At 65.5% G+C, this 17,355-nt stretch carries 15 protein-coding genes; 12 read left to right on the top strand and 3 right to left on the bottom strand.

Going from position 1 to position 17,355, the window contains the following annotated elements; translation table 11 throughout:
* Window positions 1-13 precede the first annotated feature (13 nt).
* From U5A57_RS11075 to U5A57_RS11085, 3 genes are all read left to right on the top strand, one after another.
* Window positions 14-928: an aldose epimerase gene (locus tag U5A57_RS11075; RefSeq protein WP_321910747.1), complete on the top strand. Its 915-nt coding sequence runs from the start codon at window positions 14-16 to the stop codon at window positions 926-928.
* A gap of 181 nt (window positions 929-1,109) precedes the next feature.
* A complete protein-coding gene (locus tag U5A57_RS11080) occupies window positions 1,110-1,799 on the top strand; it encodes a FadR/GntR family transcriptional regulator (RefSeq protein WP_254340484.1) in 690 nt (229 codons plus the stop codon).
* Window positions 1,800-1,907: 108 nt separating this feature from the next.
* Complete coding sequence (locus tag U5A57_RS11085; RefSeq protein ID WP_321910751.1) at window positions 1,908-2,957, top strand: alpha/beta hydrolase; 1,050 nt, start codon at window positions 1,908-1,910, stop codon at window positions 2,955-2,957.
* A 132-nt stretch (window positions 2,958-3,089) separates the two neighbouring features.
* Here U5A57_RS11085 and U5A57_RS11090 read toward each other — a convergent pair whose 3' ends face one another.
* Window positions 3,090-3,653: a phasin family protein gene (locus tag U5A57_RS11090; protein WP_321910752.1), complete on the bottom strand. Its 564-nt coding sequence runs from the start codon at window positions 3,651-3,653 to the stop codon at window positions 3,090-3,092.
* Window positions 3,654-4,253: 600 nt separating this feature from the next.
* Here U5A57_RS11090 and U5A57_RS11095 point away from each other — a divergent pair.
* From U5A57_RS11095 to U5A57_RS11135, 9 genes are all read left to right on the top strand, one after another.
* The gene (locus U5A57_RS11095; protein ID WP_321910754.1) at window positions 4,254-4,871 is read left to right on the top strand and encodes a cytochrome b; all 618 of its coding nucleotides are present in this window, start codon (window positions 4,254-4,256) and stop codon (window positions 4,869-4,871) included.
* A 21-nt stretch (window positions 4,872-4,892) separates the two neighbouring features.
* Window positions 4,893-6,359 (top strand): glycosyltransferase, encoded by a 1,467-nt coding sequence (locus U5A57_RS11100; protein ID WP_321910756.1) that lies wholly within the window; start codon window positions 4,893-4,895, stop codon window positions 6,357-6,359.
* Window positions 6,360-6,619: 260 nt separating this feature from the next.
* Entirely contained in the window at window positions 6,620-6,790 is a 171-nt protein-coding gene (locus tag U5A57_RS11105; protein ID WP_321910758.1) for a hypothetical protein, read from the top strand.
* Window positions 6,791-6,992: 202 nt separating this feature from the next.
* The gene (locus U5A57_RS11110; RefSeq protein ID WP_321910760.1) at window positions 6,993-8,399 is read left to right on the top strand and encodes a circularly permuted type 2 ATP-grasp protein; all 1,407 of its coding nucleotides are present in this window, start codon (window positions 6,993-6,995) and stop codon (window positions 8,397-8,399) included.
* 40 nt (window positions 8,400-8,439) lie between these two features.
* Window positions 8,440-9,393 (top strand): alpha-E domain-containing protein, encoded by a 954-nt coding sequence (locus U5A57_RS11115; RefSeq protein ID WP_321910761.1) that lies wholly within the window; start codon window positions 8,440-8,442, stop codon window positions 9,391-9,393.
* Window positions 9,394-9,445: 52 nt separating this feature from the next.
* Window positions 9,446-10,246 (top strand): transglutaminase family protein, encoded by an 801-nt coding sequence (locus U5A57_RS11120; protein WP_321910763.1) that lies wholly within the window; start codon window positions 9,446-9,448, stop codon window positions 10,244-10,246.
* Between the two features lie 53 nt (window positions 10,247-10,299).
* Window positions 10,300-11,181, top strand: coding sequence for a proteasome-type protease (locus tag U5A57_RS11125; protein ID WP_321910765.1), 882 nt, complete (start codon window positions 10,300-10,302; stop codon window positions 11,179-11,181).
* Window positions 11,182-11,295: 114 nt separating this feature from the next.
* The gene (locus tag U5A57_RS11130; RefSeq protein ID WP_321910767.1) at window positions 11,296-12,993 is read left to right on the top strand and encodes an acid phosphatase; all 1,698 of its coding nucleotides are present in this window, start codon (window positions 11,296-11,298) and stop codon (window positions 12,991-12,993) included.
* Window positions 12,994-13,570: 577 nt separating this feature from the next.
* Entirely contained in the window at window positions 13,571-14,974 is a 1,404-nt protein-coding gene (locus U5A57_RS11135) for a sugar efflux transporter (RefSeq protein WP_321910769.1), read from the top strand.
* A 70-nt stretch (window positions 14,975-15,044) separates the two neighbouring features.
* On the opposite strand, the gene U5A57_RS11140 is transcribed toward U5A57_RS11135, so the two are convergent.
* Entirely contained in the window at window positions 15,045-16,547 is a 1,503-nt protein-coding gene (locus tag U5A57_RS11140) for an MFS transporter (RefSeq protein WP_321910770.1), read from the bottom strand.
* Between the two features lie 153 nt (window positions 16,548-16,700).
* Window positions 16,701-17,180, bottom strand: a complete 480-nt coding sequence (locus U5A57_RS11145; protein ID WP_321910773.1) for a hypothetical protein — start codon at window positions 17,178-17,180, stop codon at window positions 16,701-16,703.
* Window positions 17,181-17,355 lie beyond the last annotated feature (175 nt).

Consider the following 17,355-nt stretch of genomic DNA (forward strand, 5'->3'; position numbering starts at 1 on the left):
TAAGCGACACGATATGCCGCAATTTCAGAACCAGGACGTCGTCGAACTCGAGCGCGGCGCTTCGCGGCTGCTGCTCGCGCCGCAGGCAGGCGGGCGTCTGCTTTCGTGGACGATCGGCGGCGCGCCCATCATCCATTGGCCCGACGCGCCGGACTGGAGCAAACCGGGGCTGATCCGCGGCGGCAATCCGCTACTGTTTCCGTTTATCGCGCGGCAGTGGGTGGATGGTCAGGTGGGCCGGTGGCGCGACGCGCAGGGCGTCGTGCGGGAGATTCCGCTGCACGGCTTCGCACGTGATCTGCCGTTCGTGGCGCAGATCGAGCCGCAAGGCGACGCCGTGCGCATGACGCTTGGCGACAGCGCGGCGACGCGCGTGATGTACCCGTTCGGTTTTCGCTTAGAGGCCGCCTACCGCCTTGCCGACGAAACGACGCTCGAGGTGGAACTGACCACGACGAACACGGGCGACGCCCGCATGCCGTACTACGCGGGCCATCACTTCTATTTCGCGCTGCCGCACGCGCAGCGCGGCGAGGCGACGATCACGCTGCCGCGCAACGTGCATCGGCGTCAATTGCCGGACGGCACGACGACCGCAGCCGCGCCGGGCGCGACGCAATACCGCTTCGACGACGCGCAGATCATCGACCGCTTTCATTGCCTCGACGGCGAGCCGGAGGTGCCGGTGCGTATCGAAATGCCGGCGCAACAGCGCGCGATCGAAATCGATCTGCGGCGGCCCGGATCGGCGTCGTGGTATGCGGTGACGACCTGGACGCTCGCGCCCGATTCGGACTTCTACTGCGTCGAGCCGTGGCTCGGCCTGCCCGACGCGATTCATACCGGGCTCGGCCTGCGCTGGCTGGAGCCGGGGCAGACACAGAAAGCGGAGTTGCGCATCCGTGTGAGCGCGCTGCGGCAGGGCTAAGCAGTGCAAAAGCGGGACCGGCCGTAAATTGGCCACAAAGTGGTAAAGCGGGCCGCAACGGGCCCGAGCGGGCTGAAACAGCCGCAAAACGGGGCTTGCCGGGGGCGCAAGAGCGCTATCGGCCCGCCATATGACTTACAATTGACGACACTCCTGACAACCCAAAGTGCACCGTCCGATCATGTCTGAGCAGAAAGCGCCGAATATGCCGGCGCGGATTTACAGCGACATCCTCAATCGCATCATCGAAGGCGAGTACAAGGAAGGGGAGCGCCTGCCGACCGAGCACATGCTCGCGGAGCGCTTCGCGACCTCGCGCCCCACGGTGCGCGAGGCGCTCGCCCAGCTGCGCGCGGACGGTATCATCGCCACGCGCCACGGTTCGGGCACGACGGTCATGCGGCGCCCCGATCCGGACGTGCGCCGCTTCGCGCCGCTCGAAACGCTGTCGGATATTCGCCGCTGCTACGAATACCGCGTGGTGGTCGAAGCCGGGGCGGCCTCGCTCGCCGCGCAAAAGGCGGAAGACGAAGACATCGCCGCGATCCAGCGCGAGTGGGACAACCTGCAGACCATCATCGAGACCTCGGGCATTGGCGCGAAGGACGACTTCGCGTTCCATATGGCCGTCGCGCGCGCCTCGAAGAACCAGTTCTTCATCACGGCGCTCTCGGGCATCCAGGAACAGATGGTGTTCAGCATGAACCTGTCGCGCAACCTCTCGCTCGTGAAGTCGATCGAGCGGCAGCGCCTCGTGCAGCAGGAACACCTCGAAGTGCTCGAAGCCATTCAGGCGCGCGACGCCGAGCGCGCAGCGACCGCCATGCGCGCGCATCTCGAGCGCGCCGTGAACCGGATGTTCGGCTCCTGAGCTTTTTGCCGGCTTGTCAGGGCGGCGCGCGTGCCGCCCGTACGCGCTCGCGCGCTTCTCCTCTCGCGCGCAGCTTCCCTTGGGCTGAAATTCGCGGCGAGTGCCTTCATGCGTTCAAACGTTGTGCGGCAACTGGCAGTCGCGCTCGCGGCGAGCGCGTTCGCCGTTGCATCAGCACTCGCGCAGGCGCGTCCCGTGCGCCCCGTCAGCGTGATCGCCGACGCGCGCATGCCCGTCGATACCCCGCAAGGCCACGCGCAATTTCCGCTGTATGTGAGCGCCGACTGGAACACGCCGCAGCCCGCCGTGCAGCGCGCGGTGATCATCGTCCATGGGCGGCTGCGTAACGCCGATACCTACTTTCGCACCGCACAGCATGCGCGCGAGCGAGCGGGCGTCGATCCCGCTAGCACGCTGCTCGTTGCGCCGCAGTTTCTCGCCACCGACGACGTGAGCGCGCACCACGCGCCCAGCGATCTCCTGAGCTGGCGCGGCAACGCGTGGATGGCCGGGTCGAACGCCAGGAGCGGGGCGCCGGTGAGTTCATACGCCGTGCTCGACGACATTGCGCGGCATCTCGCCGACCGGCGTCTCTTTCCCAATCTGAAAACGATCGTGTTCGCGGGGCATTCGGGCGGCGCCCAGGTGTTGCAGCGCTACGCGATCGCCTCTCGCGCGGACGCGCTTGCCGCCAGGGGGATCGACGTGCGTTTCGTGGTGGCGAGTCCGTCGTCGTACGCGTATTTCGATGCGCAGCGGCCCGACGCGAACGGCGCGCCAGCGGCATTCGACGCCTCGCGCTGCGCGGCCTTCGACCACTGGAAATACGGTATGGAGAACCGGCCCGCGTTCATCGCCGACCGCACGCCCGCGCAGCTCGAAGCGGACTACGTGAAGCGGCGCATCGTTTATCTCGTGGGCGGCAATGACGACGACCCAGCCTCGGTCTCACTCGACAAGCGTTGCGCCGCGCAGGCGCAGGGCGCGCAACGCGTGGCGCGCGCGCAGGGGTTCTATCGCTACCTGCAATCCCGTCACACGGACGGCTTGAACCAGACGTTTCACGTCGTCCCTGGCGTGGGGCACGACGGCGCGCGCATGCTCACATCGAGTTGCGCACTCGCGACGATGTTCGATACGGCAGGCTGCGCGCCTTGACGGCTCACGCGGCGTCGCGCGGAGCCGAATAAACAAACGGGCGTGAACCTCGCATTGCACGAGGTTCACGCCCGTTTTCAGTCCAGCCGGCGGCAGGTGTTGCCGCCGCCAGCGGAAAGCGAAGCGTAACGCTTAAGCAGCTTGCTTGGTGGCGCGTGCCGACGCTTGGGCGACGGCCTTCGTTGCGGCCTTGCCGGCGGCGTCGAAGTTGCTTTCCGCGAATTCCACAGCCTGCTTCGCAGCCTTGTTCACCGACGAGTACGCGTTGTTGGCGGCGCTCAGTGCCGACTTGATCGCGGCGACAGCGGCTTCCGAGCCGGCCGGCGCATTCTTCGCGGCGTTGTCCACGAGCGTTTCGAGCGCGCGCTGCTGCGTTTCGTACTGCGACTGGGCGGCGGTAGCGAATTCGGCTTGCGCGGCCGAGACGATGCCGTAGACGCTGCGGCCATAGGCGAGCGCCTTTTCAGCGGCGGGCTGGGCAAAGCCGGCTTGCACGGCGAAGAAGCCTTGCGGGTCCTTGGCCGAAAGCGCGCGCTGGGCGTGTTCCTGACCTTCGGCGAACGCCGAGCGGGCCGTTTCGATGTTGAGTTCGGCGAGCTTGATCGCGCCTTCGAATGCCTTGCTCGTCAGGCCGAAGAGGGCCTCTAGACCGGCTTTCTGGTTGGCGGCGAATTGTTCGGGGGTCGGCAGGTTCATGTCTCTTTCCTTTAGATGGACGCTACGCGTCGGTTTCGGTTACGAAAATGCGAAAACTTTCGGTTCGATCACCGGTTCGCGCAGAGAAGGTTTTGTGCGATGCAGCAATCGACTTCATGGTAACCCATCCATAAATCGTGTCAAGAAGTTTTTGTGCGTCGCAACAATTATGTAAACGCCTGATTTTGGGTGGAAATTTCCAACAGGGTGGCTCGCAACGTCTGCAACGACAAGCAGCGCGCCTGAATGGTGTGGGCAGGCCTGTGCGCGAGCGCGTGTTTGGCAGCTGGAAGACGATCGACACCGAAGTGGGGGCGGCCAGATCGAAGCTCGGGCTGCGAACGAACCGGAGCCGTCTTCACGACCGATCCGGCTTCTCCTGTGCGCCACGTCATTTCACCGGCGCTACATGACGGTCGACCACCGCCAAACTGGCAGAACCGCCATCTAGCGGATTCTGCAGCGTCAGGGACGAGGGGGCATAATGCGCGGGTCGCTGTGTGGGCAGCATTGCGCAACCCCGCCGGCGTGCCACGCGCGGCCGGAATAAATCTGCCGCGCCGTGCGTTATCCGTACTGATCCGCAACGGCCAAGCCCACGTGAAAACCTCCCTTTCCGCCGAATCCCCGTTTGTCGATGCCGCCACCCGCGCGCAGAAGTACACGCGCGTTGCCGTGCTATTGCACTGGTTGATCGCGCTACTGATTCTCACGAACGTCGCGCTGGGCCTGAGCGCCGCGCTGCTGCCCGACGGCGCGTTATCGGATACAGCCATCCGCTTCGTGATCGACACGCACAAGTCGATCGGCATTACCGTGCTCGGGCTGGCGATCCTGCGCGTGCTGTGGCGTTTCACCCATCGCCCGCCGCCGCTGCCCGCCGAGTTTCCAGGCTGGGAGCGCGCGTCGGCCCACGCCGCGCACGTCGCGCTCTACGTGCTGATCTTCGCGATGCCGCTCTCGGGGTGGCTGCACGACTCCGCCTGGGTCGCCGCCGCCTCGCATCCCATGTATCTGTTCGGCCTCGTGCAATGGCCGCGCATCGGCTTCATCATGAATCTCGATGCGGCCACGAAGGAACAGTTGCACAGCCAGTTCGGCGCGCTGCACACGGCGTGCAGCTACGCGCTTTATGGCGTGCTCGCGCTGCATGTGGCGGGCGCGCTCAAGCATCAATGGATCGATCGTCATTCGGTGCTGCGCCGGATGATGCCGTGAGCAACACGAGAAGGGTACGACTTGAAAAACACGCTTGAAGAGGCGCTCGCCCGCACGTCGCCGCGCCTCGTGCCGCCTCCCACGCCGTTCGCGAGCATTGCGATTCATCTGGGCGTCATGGCGCTCTGGTTCGTGCTGTTCGCGCGCGCGTTCTTCCTGCAAGGCGTGGTGGCGTGGTCCACCGGCATTGCCTATGTCGTCTATGACACGGTGCTGCTGCTGTTCGTCGCCTGGAAGGCGCGCGTGCTGCTTGCGCCTGCGGCCACGCCGGCCGCCGCGGGCGAGGCGAAGCTGCCGACGCTCGGCGTGATCGTTGCCGCGCACAACGAAGCGGCCGTGCTGCCGATTACGCTCGACGCGCTGTTCGCGCAAACCCGCGCCCCGCAGCAGATCGTGATTGCCGACGACGGCTCGAGCGACGGCACGGCTGCCTTGCTCGCGCAGCGCTATGGACTGGCCGATCCAGGCGTTGGACAGATGAGCGCGCCTTCGCCCCAGTATCCGAACCTGCGCTGGCTGAAGCTCGCGCACGGCGGCAAGGCGCGCGCGCTCAACGCGGCGTTGCTTGCAATCGCAACGGAAACGGTCATGACCGTGGACGCCGACACGCTGCTCGAACCCGACGCCTGCGCGGCGATGGCGAGCGCATTTGGCCGCGAGCCGGCGCTGGTCGCAGCGGCGGGCCTGCTCACGCCGGTTTGCGACCATACGCTCAGCGGGCGCTTTTTCCAGTGGTTCCAGACCTACGAGTACATCCGCAATTTCATCTCGCGCTTCGCGTGGATGCGCGCCGACAGCCTGTTGCTGATCTCGGGCGCGTTTGCCGGCTTTCGCCGCGATGCCGTGATGGCCGTGGGCGGCTTCGATGCGGATTGTCTCGTGGAGGACTACGAACTGATTCACCGCTTGCGCCGTTACTCGGCGCGCAATGGCCTGGGCTGGGACGTGCGCGTGCTCGGCACGGCCCGCGCGCGCACCGACGCGCCCGGCACGCTCACGACCTTCCTGCGTCAGCGCCGCCGCTGGTTCGCGGGCTTCCTGCAGACGCAGTACTGGTATCGCGACATGACCGGCAATCGCCTGTATGGCAAGCTCGGTCTCATGATGCTGCCCGTGAAGGCGTTCGACACCGTACAGCCCATCTATGGACTGACCGCGTTCGCGCTGTTGATCGGCTTCTTGTTCGACGGCCGCTTTACGATCGTGCTGCCGGTGCTCGGCGTGATCGTCGGCAAGATCGCGATCGACCTCGCGTTTCACATGTACTCGGTCCATCTTTACCGGCGCTGGAGCGGCGACCGCACTCACTCGAGCTTCGGCATGGCGTTCCTTGCCGCCATCTTCGAGCCGTTCTCGTTCCAGTTGATGCGCCACAGCGGCGCGGCGCTCGGCTGGCTGCATTTCCTGCTCGGGCGGCGCAAGTGGGGCGTGCAAAACCGCACGGGCCTCGCGGCTGCGCGCAACCGCGAGAGCGCGGCGTCGCAATGATCTGATTTCCGCGGCGTTCGGATTGCTGCTACGCAAGCTCCCACGTTAGCCGGCCGCGCCAGGCGCGCGGCGGCGTTCCACCACATACTGCTGTTCCCCAAAGCCCAAGCACAGAACCGTGGCGCCATCGAGGCCGCTCGCAAGGTCGGCGACCCGGCATCGACGTCGTGCGCACGCAAGCGTACGGGCGCGCTGGGCCATCGGCCACAGGGGCGATCGCGGCGGACAAGGGGCCGCCCACATTCGTGCATGCGCCGAGCATGAGCACGAACACGATCGCGCCAAACGCTTGCCACGCGGCGATTTTCGTAGGACGCTCGTTCACGCAGGTCGCTTCGGTCATGGGGGACCAGGGCGCGTTCGGTTGCCCGTCGTTCCTGCATATACCGTGCCGCGTAAGCGCGCTGCACCAGCGTGAAGCGCAAATGTGACACAGCATTGACATGCCCTGTTTCGATACTGCCGATCATGCCCGAGTTGCACCAATCGAGCGCATGAAACAAGGCCCGATCGCGATGGCATACGCCTTGCTTTTTAGCCTGTACCGCAGCGCGCAATGCCTCTCGCGTCAATCATGAGACGAAACGAGGCAGCGCCGCTGACGCAGTTGCACTCACGCGCGAGAACGAACCGATGCAAGTCCATGACGAAATGCGCGACGAGGGCGCGGTGCGCCCGCACTACGAACGCTTCCAGCAATGGCTGGAGAGGCAGACTGGCGAGACGATGGCGCGCAAGCGCGCCGAGGCGGACCTGTTGTTCAGGCGGGTCGGTATTACGTTCGCGGTGAATGGCGACCTCTCCGGCACCGAGCGTCTGATTCCTTTCGACCTCATTCCACGCATCATTCCTGCAGACGAATGGGCGCTGCTCGAGCGCGGATTGCGCCAGCGCGTGCAGGCGCTGAACCTGTTCCTGCACGATGTCTATCACGAGCGCGATATCGTGCGCGCCGGCGTGATTCCGGCCGAGCAGGTCTACACCAATGCGCAGTACCGGCCGGAGATGCAGGGCATCGACTTGCCGCTCGGCGTGTATGCGCATATCGCGGGCATCGACATCGTGCGCGATGGGCGCGACGGTGCGTTCTACGTGCTCGAAGACAATTTGCGCGTGCCCTCCGGCGTCTCGTACATGCTCGAAAACCGCAAGATGATGATGCGGCTTTTTCCCGAGTTGTTCGTCCAGCACAAGGTGGCGCCGGTCGCGCACTATCCCGATCTGCTGCTCGATACGCTGCGCTCGGTGGCGCCCGAAGGCGTGGACGATCCGACCGTGGTGCTGCTCACGCCCGGCATGTACAACTCCGCGTATTTCGAGCATACGTTCCTCGCGCAGCAAATGGGCGTCGAGCTGGTGGAGGGCAAGGATCTCTTCGTAGAGGATAACTACGTATTCATGCGCACGACGCAGGGACCGCGCCGCGTGGACGTGATCTATCGGCGCGTGGACGACGATTTTCTCGATCCGCTGGCGTTTCGTCCCGACTCCGCGCTCGGCGTGCCGGGGCTGCTCACGGCGTATCGCGCGGGCCGCGTCGTCCTCGCGAATGCCATGGGTACGGGCGTGGCCGACGACAAATCGATCTACCCGTATGTGCCCGACATGATCGAGTTCTATCTCGGCGAAAAGCCGATCCTGAAGAACGTGCCGACGTGGCAATGCCGCCGGCCTGACGATCTCGCATGGACGCTCGAACATCTGCCGGACCTCGTCGTGAAGGAGGTGCACGGTGCAGGCGGCTACGGCATGCTCGTCGGGCCCGCTTCCACGCGCGACGAAATCGAGGCGTTTCGCGCGCGGTTGCTCGCGCGGCCAGGCAACTACATCGCGCAACCCACGCTGTCGCTTTCCGCTTGCCCGACTTTCGTCGAGGCGGGCATCGCCCCACGTCACATCGATCTGCGGCCCTTCGTGCTCTCCGGCAAGACGATCCAGATGGCGGCCGGCGGCCTCACGCGCGTGGCGCTCAAGGAAGGTTCGCTCGTCGTCAACTCGTCGCAGGGCGGCGGGACCAAGGACACCTGGGTGCTCGAATGATTTCCATTGCCATGATGCACGTACAAGAAGAGGTTCGATCATGCTGAGCCGCACCGCCGATCATCTGTTCTGGATGGCCCGCTACATGGAGCGCGCGGAGAATACCGCGCGCATGCTGGACATCAACCTGAAGGCGCTCCTGCTGCCTGGCAGCGCGGACGCGGAGGCGCGCACGCATCGCGCGATGCTGCGCATCTCGGAGCTCGAGCCCGCCTTCGACGCCCGCCACGAGGAAACGACCAGCAGCAATGTGCTCAAGTTTCTCGTTGCGGACCCAACGAATCCGTCGAGCATTTACTCGTGCCTGCAGGCGACCCGCGAGAACGCGCGCGCGGTGCGCGGCACGCTCACGACGGAATGGTGGGAAACGATCAACGACACGTGGCTGCAGTTCGTCGAACTGTTGCGCGGGAGCGAACTGGAGTCCCGTCCCGATGCGCTGTTCGAGTGGGTGAAGTTCCGCTCGCATCTTTCGCGCGGCGTGCGCCTCGGCACGGCGTTGCAGGACGACGCGCTGTTCTTCACGCAGCTCGGCACGTTCCTCGAACGCGCGGACAACACGGCGCGCATTCTCGATGTGCGTTTCGTCGACGTGGAGAACGCCGACTCGCGCTCGGCCGCGCGTCAGCTCGAAGACTTCTATTACTGGACTTCGATTCTCAGCTCGGTTTCGGCGCTCGAAATCTATCGCAAGGTGTACCGCGACGTGGTGACGCCCGCGCGCGTGGTCGAGCTGCTCATACTCAACCAGCAAATGCCGCGCTCGCTGCTGGCGTCGCTGGACGGTGTCTGCACGAATCTCGCGATGCTGCGCACAGATAGCTCGCGCGAAGTCGAGCGCACCGCGGGCAAGTTGCGCGCCGAGCTGCTTTACGCGGACCTGCGGCAGATTTTCTCGATGGGCGTGCATACGTTTCTCACGCAGTTTCTCGCGCGCGTGTACGAGCTGGGCAACCAGGTTGCGCGCACCTATTTGATGTTGCCGGTTGGTTAGCGCGATTGCGCGCTCATCGATATCCAGAACGTCTCGATGGAGGATTCACCTCATGCAACTCGCAATCCGGCACGACACGGTGTACCGCTACGAAGCGCCCGTGCACTATTCGATCCAGCAGTTGCGGCTTTCGCCGCTTACCACGCCCACGCAGATCGTCAAGCAGTGGCATGTCGAGGCGCCGGGTAAGGTCGACGCGGGCCGCGACGCCTATGGCAATGCACTGATGACGCTCGTGCTCACGCGACCCCATCGGGAGATTCGCCTGAGCGTGCGCGGCGAAGTCGAGACGGTGGCGCTGCCCGATGGCCGCTTGCCCGAAGGCGAGGGCACGGTGCCGATGCACCATTTCACGTCGCCCACGCGTCTTACCGAGGCCGACGCGGCCCTCACGGAATTCGCGTTCAGCCTGCCGCCGCTGGACGACACAGCGGCGATTCTCCACGCGGCTTCGCGCATTACGGAACGCGTGCGCTACGAGTCCGGTGTCACGGATGTGACGCACAGTGCGGCGGACGCGCTGGCGCTAGGGCGTGGCGTGTGCCAGGATCATGCCCATGTGATGCTCGCGGTCTGCCGCGCGCGCGGCGTGCCGGCGCGTTATGTGAGCGGCTATATCGACCCAGGCGACGTGCCCGAGATGGCGAGCCACGCGTGGGTAGACGTGTGGCTAGACAACGGTTGGGTGACGGTGGACGTCACGCACGCGTGCTTCGCCAGCGAAAAATATTGCCGGATCGCGGTGGGGCGCGACTACGACGCGGCCGCGCCGGTTCGCGGCCGTCGCGTTGGCGGTGCGGGGGAAACGCTCGATGTCAGCGTGCAAGTGAGCGCGCAGCAGTCGCAGCAGTAGTTTTCCCGCTATAACAAATACAGCGGCGAAGACAGGGACGGGCAAGGAGGCGCATGACGTACTGTGTGGCAATGGCGGTGGAAGAGGGGCTCGTGTTTCTTTCGGACACGCGCACGAATGCGGGTGTCGATCACATCAGCACGTCGCGCAAGATGGCCGTGTTCGAAGAACCCGGCGAGCGCGTGCTGGTGTTGCTCGTCGCGGGCAATCTGGCCATTACTCAGGCTACGCTCCAGGTGTTGACCGAGCCGCAGGAAGCGGGGCGCGCCACGCTCTGGAACGCGCCAACCATGGTCGAGGCTGCGCGCGTGGTGGGCGAAGCCGTGCGCGAAGTGCACCGGCGCGACGCGGAGGCGCTCAAGACGTTCAACGTCGACTTCAACTGCAGTTTCATCCTCGGCGGCCAGATCGGCGGCCATGCCATGCGGCTGTTCCAGATCTACGCGGCCGGCAATTTCATCGAGACGTCGAGCGTCAATCCGTATTTCCAGATCGGCGAGTCGAAGTACGGCAAGCCGATCATCGACCGCGTGCTGACGCCGTACACGCCGCTCGACGAGGCTGCAAAGTGTGCGCTCATCTCCATGGACTCGACGCTGCGCTCGAACCTTTCGGTCGGCCTGCCGCTCGACCTGCTCGTGTACGAGCGCGACGCGCTGCGTGTCACGCGATACGCGTCGATCGACCAGTCGAATGCGTATTTCCAGATGATTCATTCGACCTGGGGCGAGCGGCTGCGCCAGGTGTTCGGCGAGATTCCCGATCCGCTGTGGACCGACGAAGGCAACGTGCCGCGCCACGAGCGCACGACGCTGCCGAGCGCGCCGCGCCCCGCGCATGACGGGCACGTGAACGAACCGCGGCCCGCGCAAACGCTCGCGCAAGCCCAGCCGCAAGGTGCTTCGACCACGCCGCGCATGCCGCGCGACGGTTAAAAGGACGGCTTCCGTTCCCTTTTGCCGCGCTCACTGCCGAACCGGTATCCTCCTGCGTAATATTCGCGGTATGCCGCGCGTCATGCGCGTCCCCTCGACCATGGAGGCAGGCTGATGAAGCAGAACGACGACCCAAAGAACGGGCGCCCCGAAGAACCTTCCATTCCCGCTGGTCCGGACGACCCCGCGCGCCGCCGTGTGCTCGGCGGGCTGGCGGCGGTTGGCGTGGGCCTCGCGCTCGGCGGCTGCGAGACGCCGGTGCAGAGCGCGGCGAGCGCGCCGCGCAGCGCCGCCGACGCGCGTGTCGATGCGGCGCTGCGCGACCAGGTGCGCCAGATCGTGGTGATCTACGCGGAGAATCGCAGCTTCGTCAATCTGTACGGCAACTATCCCGGCGTGCAAACGCCGCTGGCGGGCGTGAGCGCCGAGCGCTACGCGCAGCTCGATCGCGACGGCAAGACACCGCTGCCGCAACTGCCGAAGATCTGGGGCGGCCTCGTGCCCCAGGCGCAGGAGCTGGATGGCAAGCGCTACATGATTGCGGAGCATCAGATCACGGGCCTCTCGAACGGTCCGTTTCTGATCGTGGATACGCACGGCAATCCGTTGCCGAACGGCATCATCACGCGCGATCTGGTTCATCGCTTCTATCAGAACCAGATGCAGATCAACGCGGGGCGCAACAACCAGTTCGCCGCGTGGGGCGATTCGGGCGGCCTTGTCATGGGCTACTACGAGAATTCCGCGCAGACGCTGCGACTCTGGAATATCGCGCAGCAATACACGCTCTGCGACAACTTCTTCATGGCCGCGTTTGGCGGCTCGTGGCTCAACCACATCTTCCTGATCTCGGCGCAGGTGCCGCAATACGCCGATATCCAGACGAGCGCCGCCAAGCATCTCGCCTCGGTCGTGGAGGGCGACGATCCCACCGGCACGCGCCTGAAGGTCGCGGCGAAGTCGCCGGCGTCGGCGCTCGACGGCCCGCCGAAGTTCGTGAACGATGGCCTCTTCACGCCCGACGGCTACGCCGTCAATACGATGGCGCCGCCGTATCAGCCGAGCAACGTGCGCCCGGCGCAAGACGGCAATCCCGCGCTCGCCGATCCGTCCAATCCGCGCGTGCTGCGCCCGCAGACCTACGCGACGATCGGCGACAGGCTCTCGGCGAAGGGCGTCGACTGGGCCTGGTACAGCGGGGCCTGGCAGTACGCGCTGGATCATCAGGACACGGGCGCGGTGCCCGACTTCCAGTACCACCATCAGCCGTTCAACTACTTCGCCAACTTCGCGCCCGGCACGGCCGCGCGCTCGCGCCACCTGCGCGATGCGGGCGTGGGCGACGATCCGTCGACCAACCGCCTGATTGCGGACATCGACGCTGGGCGGCTGCCTGCCGTCACGTTCTACAAGCCGCAGGGCAACCTGAACATGCACGCGGGCTATGCGGACGTCGAATCGGGCGACCGCCACATCACGGCCGTGATCGAGCACATTCAGCGCGGGCCGCAATGGGCGAACACGATGATCGTGGTGACGCACGACGAGAACGGCGGCTGGTGGGATCCGGTCGCGCCGCCCGTGGGCGACCGCTGGGGCCCGGGCTCGCGCATTCCGGCGCTCGTGATCGCGCCGTTCGCGAAGAAGGGCTATGTCGATCACACGTTCTACGACACGGTCTCGGTCCTGCGCTTCATCAGCCGCGTGCATGGGCTCGCGCCGCTCGACGGCGTGGCCGCGCGCGATCAGGCGTTCGTCTCGCGAGAGCAGACGCCGCCAGGCGATCTTACGGCGGCGCTCGATCTGGCCTGAGTGCTGCGCGCATCGATGGGGAAGGGGCGGTGGCTGCCGCGAAACGTTTGCGCCGCCGCCCCCGGTTGCCCATCGGAAACGCAAATTGATGCAAGCGCGACACAAGCGACGAACTTTCCATCCGATCAATGAGTTGGCGCGCTCTCCAGGCGGTTATCAACAGGTTTGTCACCAAAAACTGTGGACAACTTTGCTGCGCAAAAAACATGCATTTTCTGTGTCGTTTGCGAGCTTTCCGTTTCTAATCAGGGGGTTGGTGCGGATGTCCAGAAGTTGCCCACAGGGCTGTCAACGGAATCTGTGGACAACGCCCCAGCGCGTTTTCTCGCGCTGCGCCGTCAGTGCCGCAATCGGCAACTTTGCGGACAAACCGAATCGCGTCAAGCACTTGGCGTAGTCGTCCAAAGGTTACGCACAACCCTGTCCACGAAACCTGTGGATAGCGCACCCAAATGTTGATCGTTGCCCAATCAACCTTGCACAGTGTGGGAGTTCGCCCCGATAATCTTCGTCGATATGGCCGTCGCGTGACCGCGCGTGCACGGGCAATTTTCTCCTCGCCACTACCCGCCGCGCCGTGCTCAAAAACTCGCGCTTTGCCGGTCTTCTGCATATTCCTGGTTTCCTGCCGCTCGCTGGCGCCACCCTGATGCTGGGCGTGGCGATGTCCTTCACCGCGCCTTATCTCTCGCTATTCGGCGTCGAGCGCGTCGGCATGACGCCGTTCCGCCTCGGCGTGTTCATGACCGCCATTGCCACGAGCGGCGTCATCGCGAGCACCGTCGCGGGCCGCTGGAGCGACGCCACCGGCAAGCACCGAACCCTGCTGCTCGTCTCGCTGTGCGCCGCCACGCTCGGCTATCTCTGCCTGTGCGTCGTGCGCGACTACCGGCTTCTGCTCCTGGTGGGCGTTGCGTTCATCGGCGCGGGCGGTTGCGCGCTTTCGCTCGTGTTCTCGTTCAGCCGCGCGGCGCTGCCTGCAAGAGACGACGCCGAGCGGACCTTCGCGAGCGCGACGCTGCGCACGATTCTCTCCGCTGCCTGGGTCTTCGGGCCAGCGGTTGGCGCGCTCGTGCTCGCGGCCACGAACTTCTACGGGCTTTTCCTGTTTGCGGCGGCGAGCTTCGCGGCGTGCGGCACGATTGTCTGGCGCATGCGCGAGCCGCGCCACGACGAACACGCCACGCAGCATTTGATGGCGCGTCCCACCGCCACCGAAGTCGCGCAGGAGATGAGCGCCGAAGGCGCTGCGCAGTACGAGGGCCAGCCGCTGACCCAGGCCGAAGTGCAGCCGGGTGCGCCACGTGACTCTGCAACGCTTGCAACAGCGGCGGGCACGCCAAAAGCGAAGGCCAAGGCCGCGCCCGCCGCGGAGGGCTCGCAGAAAGACATCATGCGCGCGATCGTTGCGCTCACACTCATCGGCCTCGCGGCCAATGCGACGATGATCGTGCTGCCGCTCTACATCGTGCATGGCCTGCACGGCACGCGCATCGATGTGTCGATCATGCTCGGCCTCGGCGCGTTCATGGAGATCCCGATGATGCTCGCGCTCGGCGCGCGCGCCTCGGTGCTGAACAAGACATGGTGGCTGGCCGCGTGCGCCGTGGTGCATGCGGTCTACTTCGTCGCGATGTCGCTGGCGCCCGGCGTGCAAGCGTTGATCCCGATGCAGATTCTCAACGCCTTCGTGGTGGCCGTCACGTCGTGCCTCGGTATGACCTTCGTGCAGGATCTGATGCCCTCGTCGCCGGGGCGGGCGACGGCGCTCTTCTTCAATGCGTCGCGGCTTGGCTCGATTCTTTCGGGCGTGCTTTCCGGCATGCTCGTGCAGGCGTTCGGTTATCGCGGCACGTTTGTTTTTTGCAGCCTGCTCGCGCTCTGTGCGCTCGTGTTGTTCGCCGTGCCCGGCGAGCAGTATCCGAAAATGGCGCGCGCCGTGCGGCGTTATCTGCGCGAGCGGCGGAGCAAGCGGAACTAGCGCCTGGCAAGTGCCGCTCGGCCAAACAAAAAAAAGGCGGTGCTCCACATGCACCGCCCTTCATCCACCTTCACTGCACCGTTTCTACGTCCCGCCCGGCTAGCGCTTGCGCGGGCGTTGCGGCGTCGAAGTCTTCCGCATCGACGTCATAGCCCGAAGGCTCCCAGCGAATCGACAGCAGCGCCGCGAGTCCCGCGAGCGGCGCGACCGCGATGATCCAGAACACGCGCGTGCCGAGCGCGGCGGCGAGCACAGGGAACAGGAACAGCGAGACCGTGGAGCTGGCGCGCATCAGCGTCTGGTTGAAGCCGACGCCCACGCCGCGCAGCGAGGTCGGGTAGCCGAGCGAGGCGAACGTCATGCTGTGCGATCCGGGGCCGACGCCCTGGCCGAACAGAAAGGCGGCGAGCAGGGCGACTGCGCTGACGACTTCGGGCGTCGTCGCCGGCTTGCCGACGATCGCCAGGCCGACGAGTGCCGCGAACTGGATCGCGTAGCCCCAGACGGTAAGCTTCCACGCGCCGAAGCGCGGCACGATCCGCACGGCGATCAGCCCGCCGACGAAGGCGAAGCCGAGATTGAGCACGAGCGAGGCGAGGATCGTCGTGAGCATGGACTGCGCGAGGAAGCTCGAGATGATCACAGGCAGGCCGAACGCGACCGCGTTGTACGCAAACGAAGAGGCCACGCCGATAACGGTGGCGAGCACCGTGCGCCGTGTGTAGACGCCGCGCAGCAGCGCGCCGTAGTTCTTCCACGACGCCACGCGCGCCGGTTTGGCAGCGGTGCCAGCGGCGGCTTCGGGCGCGACCTGCGCATCGATGCCGTAGGAGCGCTTGAGAATGCGCGCCGCACCCGCGAGGTCGCCCTGGTTCGCGGCCCATACCGGCGACTCGCTGATATAGCGGCTGCGGATCGCGATGATGACGAGCGCTGGCACGGCGCCGAAGCCGAGCGTGAGACGCCAGAGCAGGTGCGAGTGCGAGGCGGGCAAGCCTGCATAGAACGCGAGCACGAGCAGATACGACACGCTGATCGCGGCATACCAGACGGGACACCACATCGCCACGCGCGCGGCCTTGTTGCCGCGGCCCTTGAGCCGTGAGAACTCGGCGAGAAAGGCCATGGCCACGGGCAGGTCGATGCCGACGCCCAGTCCCATCACGAAGCGCGCGCCGCCGAGCACCCAGGCGTTGGGCGCGAGTGCGCAGGCAATCGCGGCCACGACGAAGAAGAACATGTCGGCCATGAATACGCGATAGCGCCCGATGCGATCGGTGAGGAAGCCGCCGAGAAACGCGCCGACGATGGCGCCGAACGTGATGGCCGAAGCGACGAAGCCGGTGCCCGCCGGCGTGAGCGAGAACTCGCGCGCCACGTCCTTGAGGCCGAAGGCGAGGGCGCCGAGATCGTAGGCATCGAGGAACACACCGCCCAGCGCGATGGCCACGACGATGCGCGCGTTGCTGCCAGTGGCGGCCCCTGCGTTGACGAGCTGTGAGACGTCGGCTGCGCTGCGGATCACCGGGCGGCCGGAAGGGCTGAACGAAGCGGGGGAAGCTGAGGCAGACATGCGAGGCGGCGCGAGCGGGCGCGCGATTAGCGGCAAAGCGCGTGATGCTAACCCCCGCGCGGTTCGCGCCCAAATCGTTTTTGGTTATGAGCTCATGCCGTGCCGCGGGTGTCCTGCAACCTTGTGCAAGTTTTCGTGCATGCCAGTGTCCAGTCAGTGCATGTAGGTGACGCGGCGCGAGCGGTCGCTCAACTGCAATCCCGCGTCGAGCAGCGCGATGGCGAACCAGCGCGCGGTCTTGAGCATGCCGCTTACGCTTTGCATCGGCAGCCAGTCGTTGAGGAGTTGCACGGCGGCTTCGCTGCGCGTGGACTGCAAAAGCGCGATTACCTGCAGCAGCGAGCCTTCGTCCTTCGCCAGTTCGGAGGCGCAGCGGCAGCGCGTGTCCAACGGGCGGCACGAGGCGCGGCACAGCGTGCCCATCAGCAGATCGAAATAGCCGAAGCCTTCTGCGCCGAGCCCGGCGTCGGCGAGCACGCCGCGCCAGCTTTCGGCCTTGGCGTAGGCGTCGCAATGCGGGCGCAGCCAGGTGCGCACTGCGCGCAGCACGGTTTGCTCGGCGGTGTCGGGGTGATGGACGAAGGTGTCGTCGATCAGCGTGTCATTTCTTGCGAAAGGGGCGGTGTAGTTCATGGAGCCTCCGGTCCCGCACAAATCATTCGGGTGGCGCCGGGTCGTCCGGCATGGGCTCTATTCTGGGACAAATTTCCAGTAAATGCAAATGATTCTCATTTGTAAAGAGAGATCGAGTGCGGCGAAAACACGGCCTGCCAGAACCGGGAAGGGACTGTTCCAGCCCGCGCCCTTA

It is taken from the genome of Paraburkholderia sp. J11-2, from assembly GCF_905220185.1.
In the GTDB taxonomy this organism is placed as follows: domain Bacteria; phylum Pseudomonadota; class Gammaproteobacteria; order Burkholderiales; family Burkholderiaceae; genus Paraburkholderia.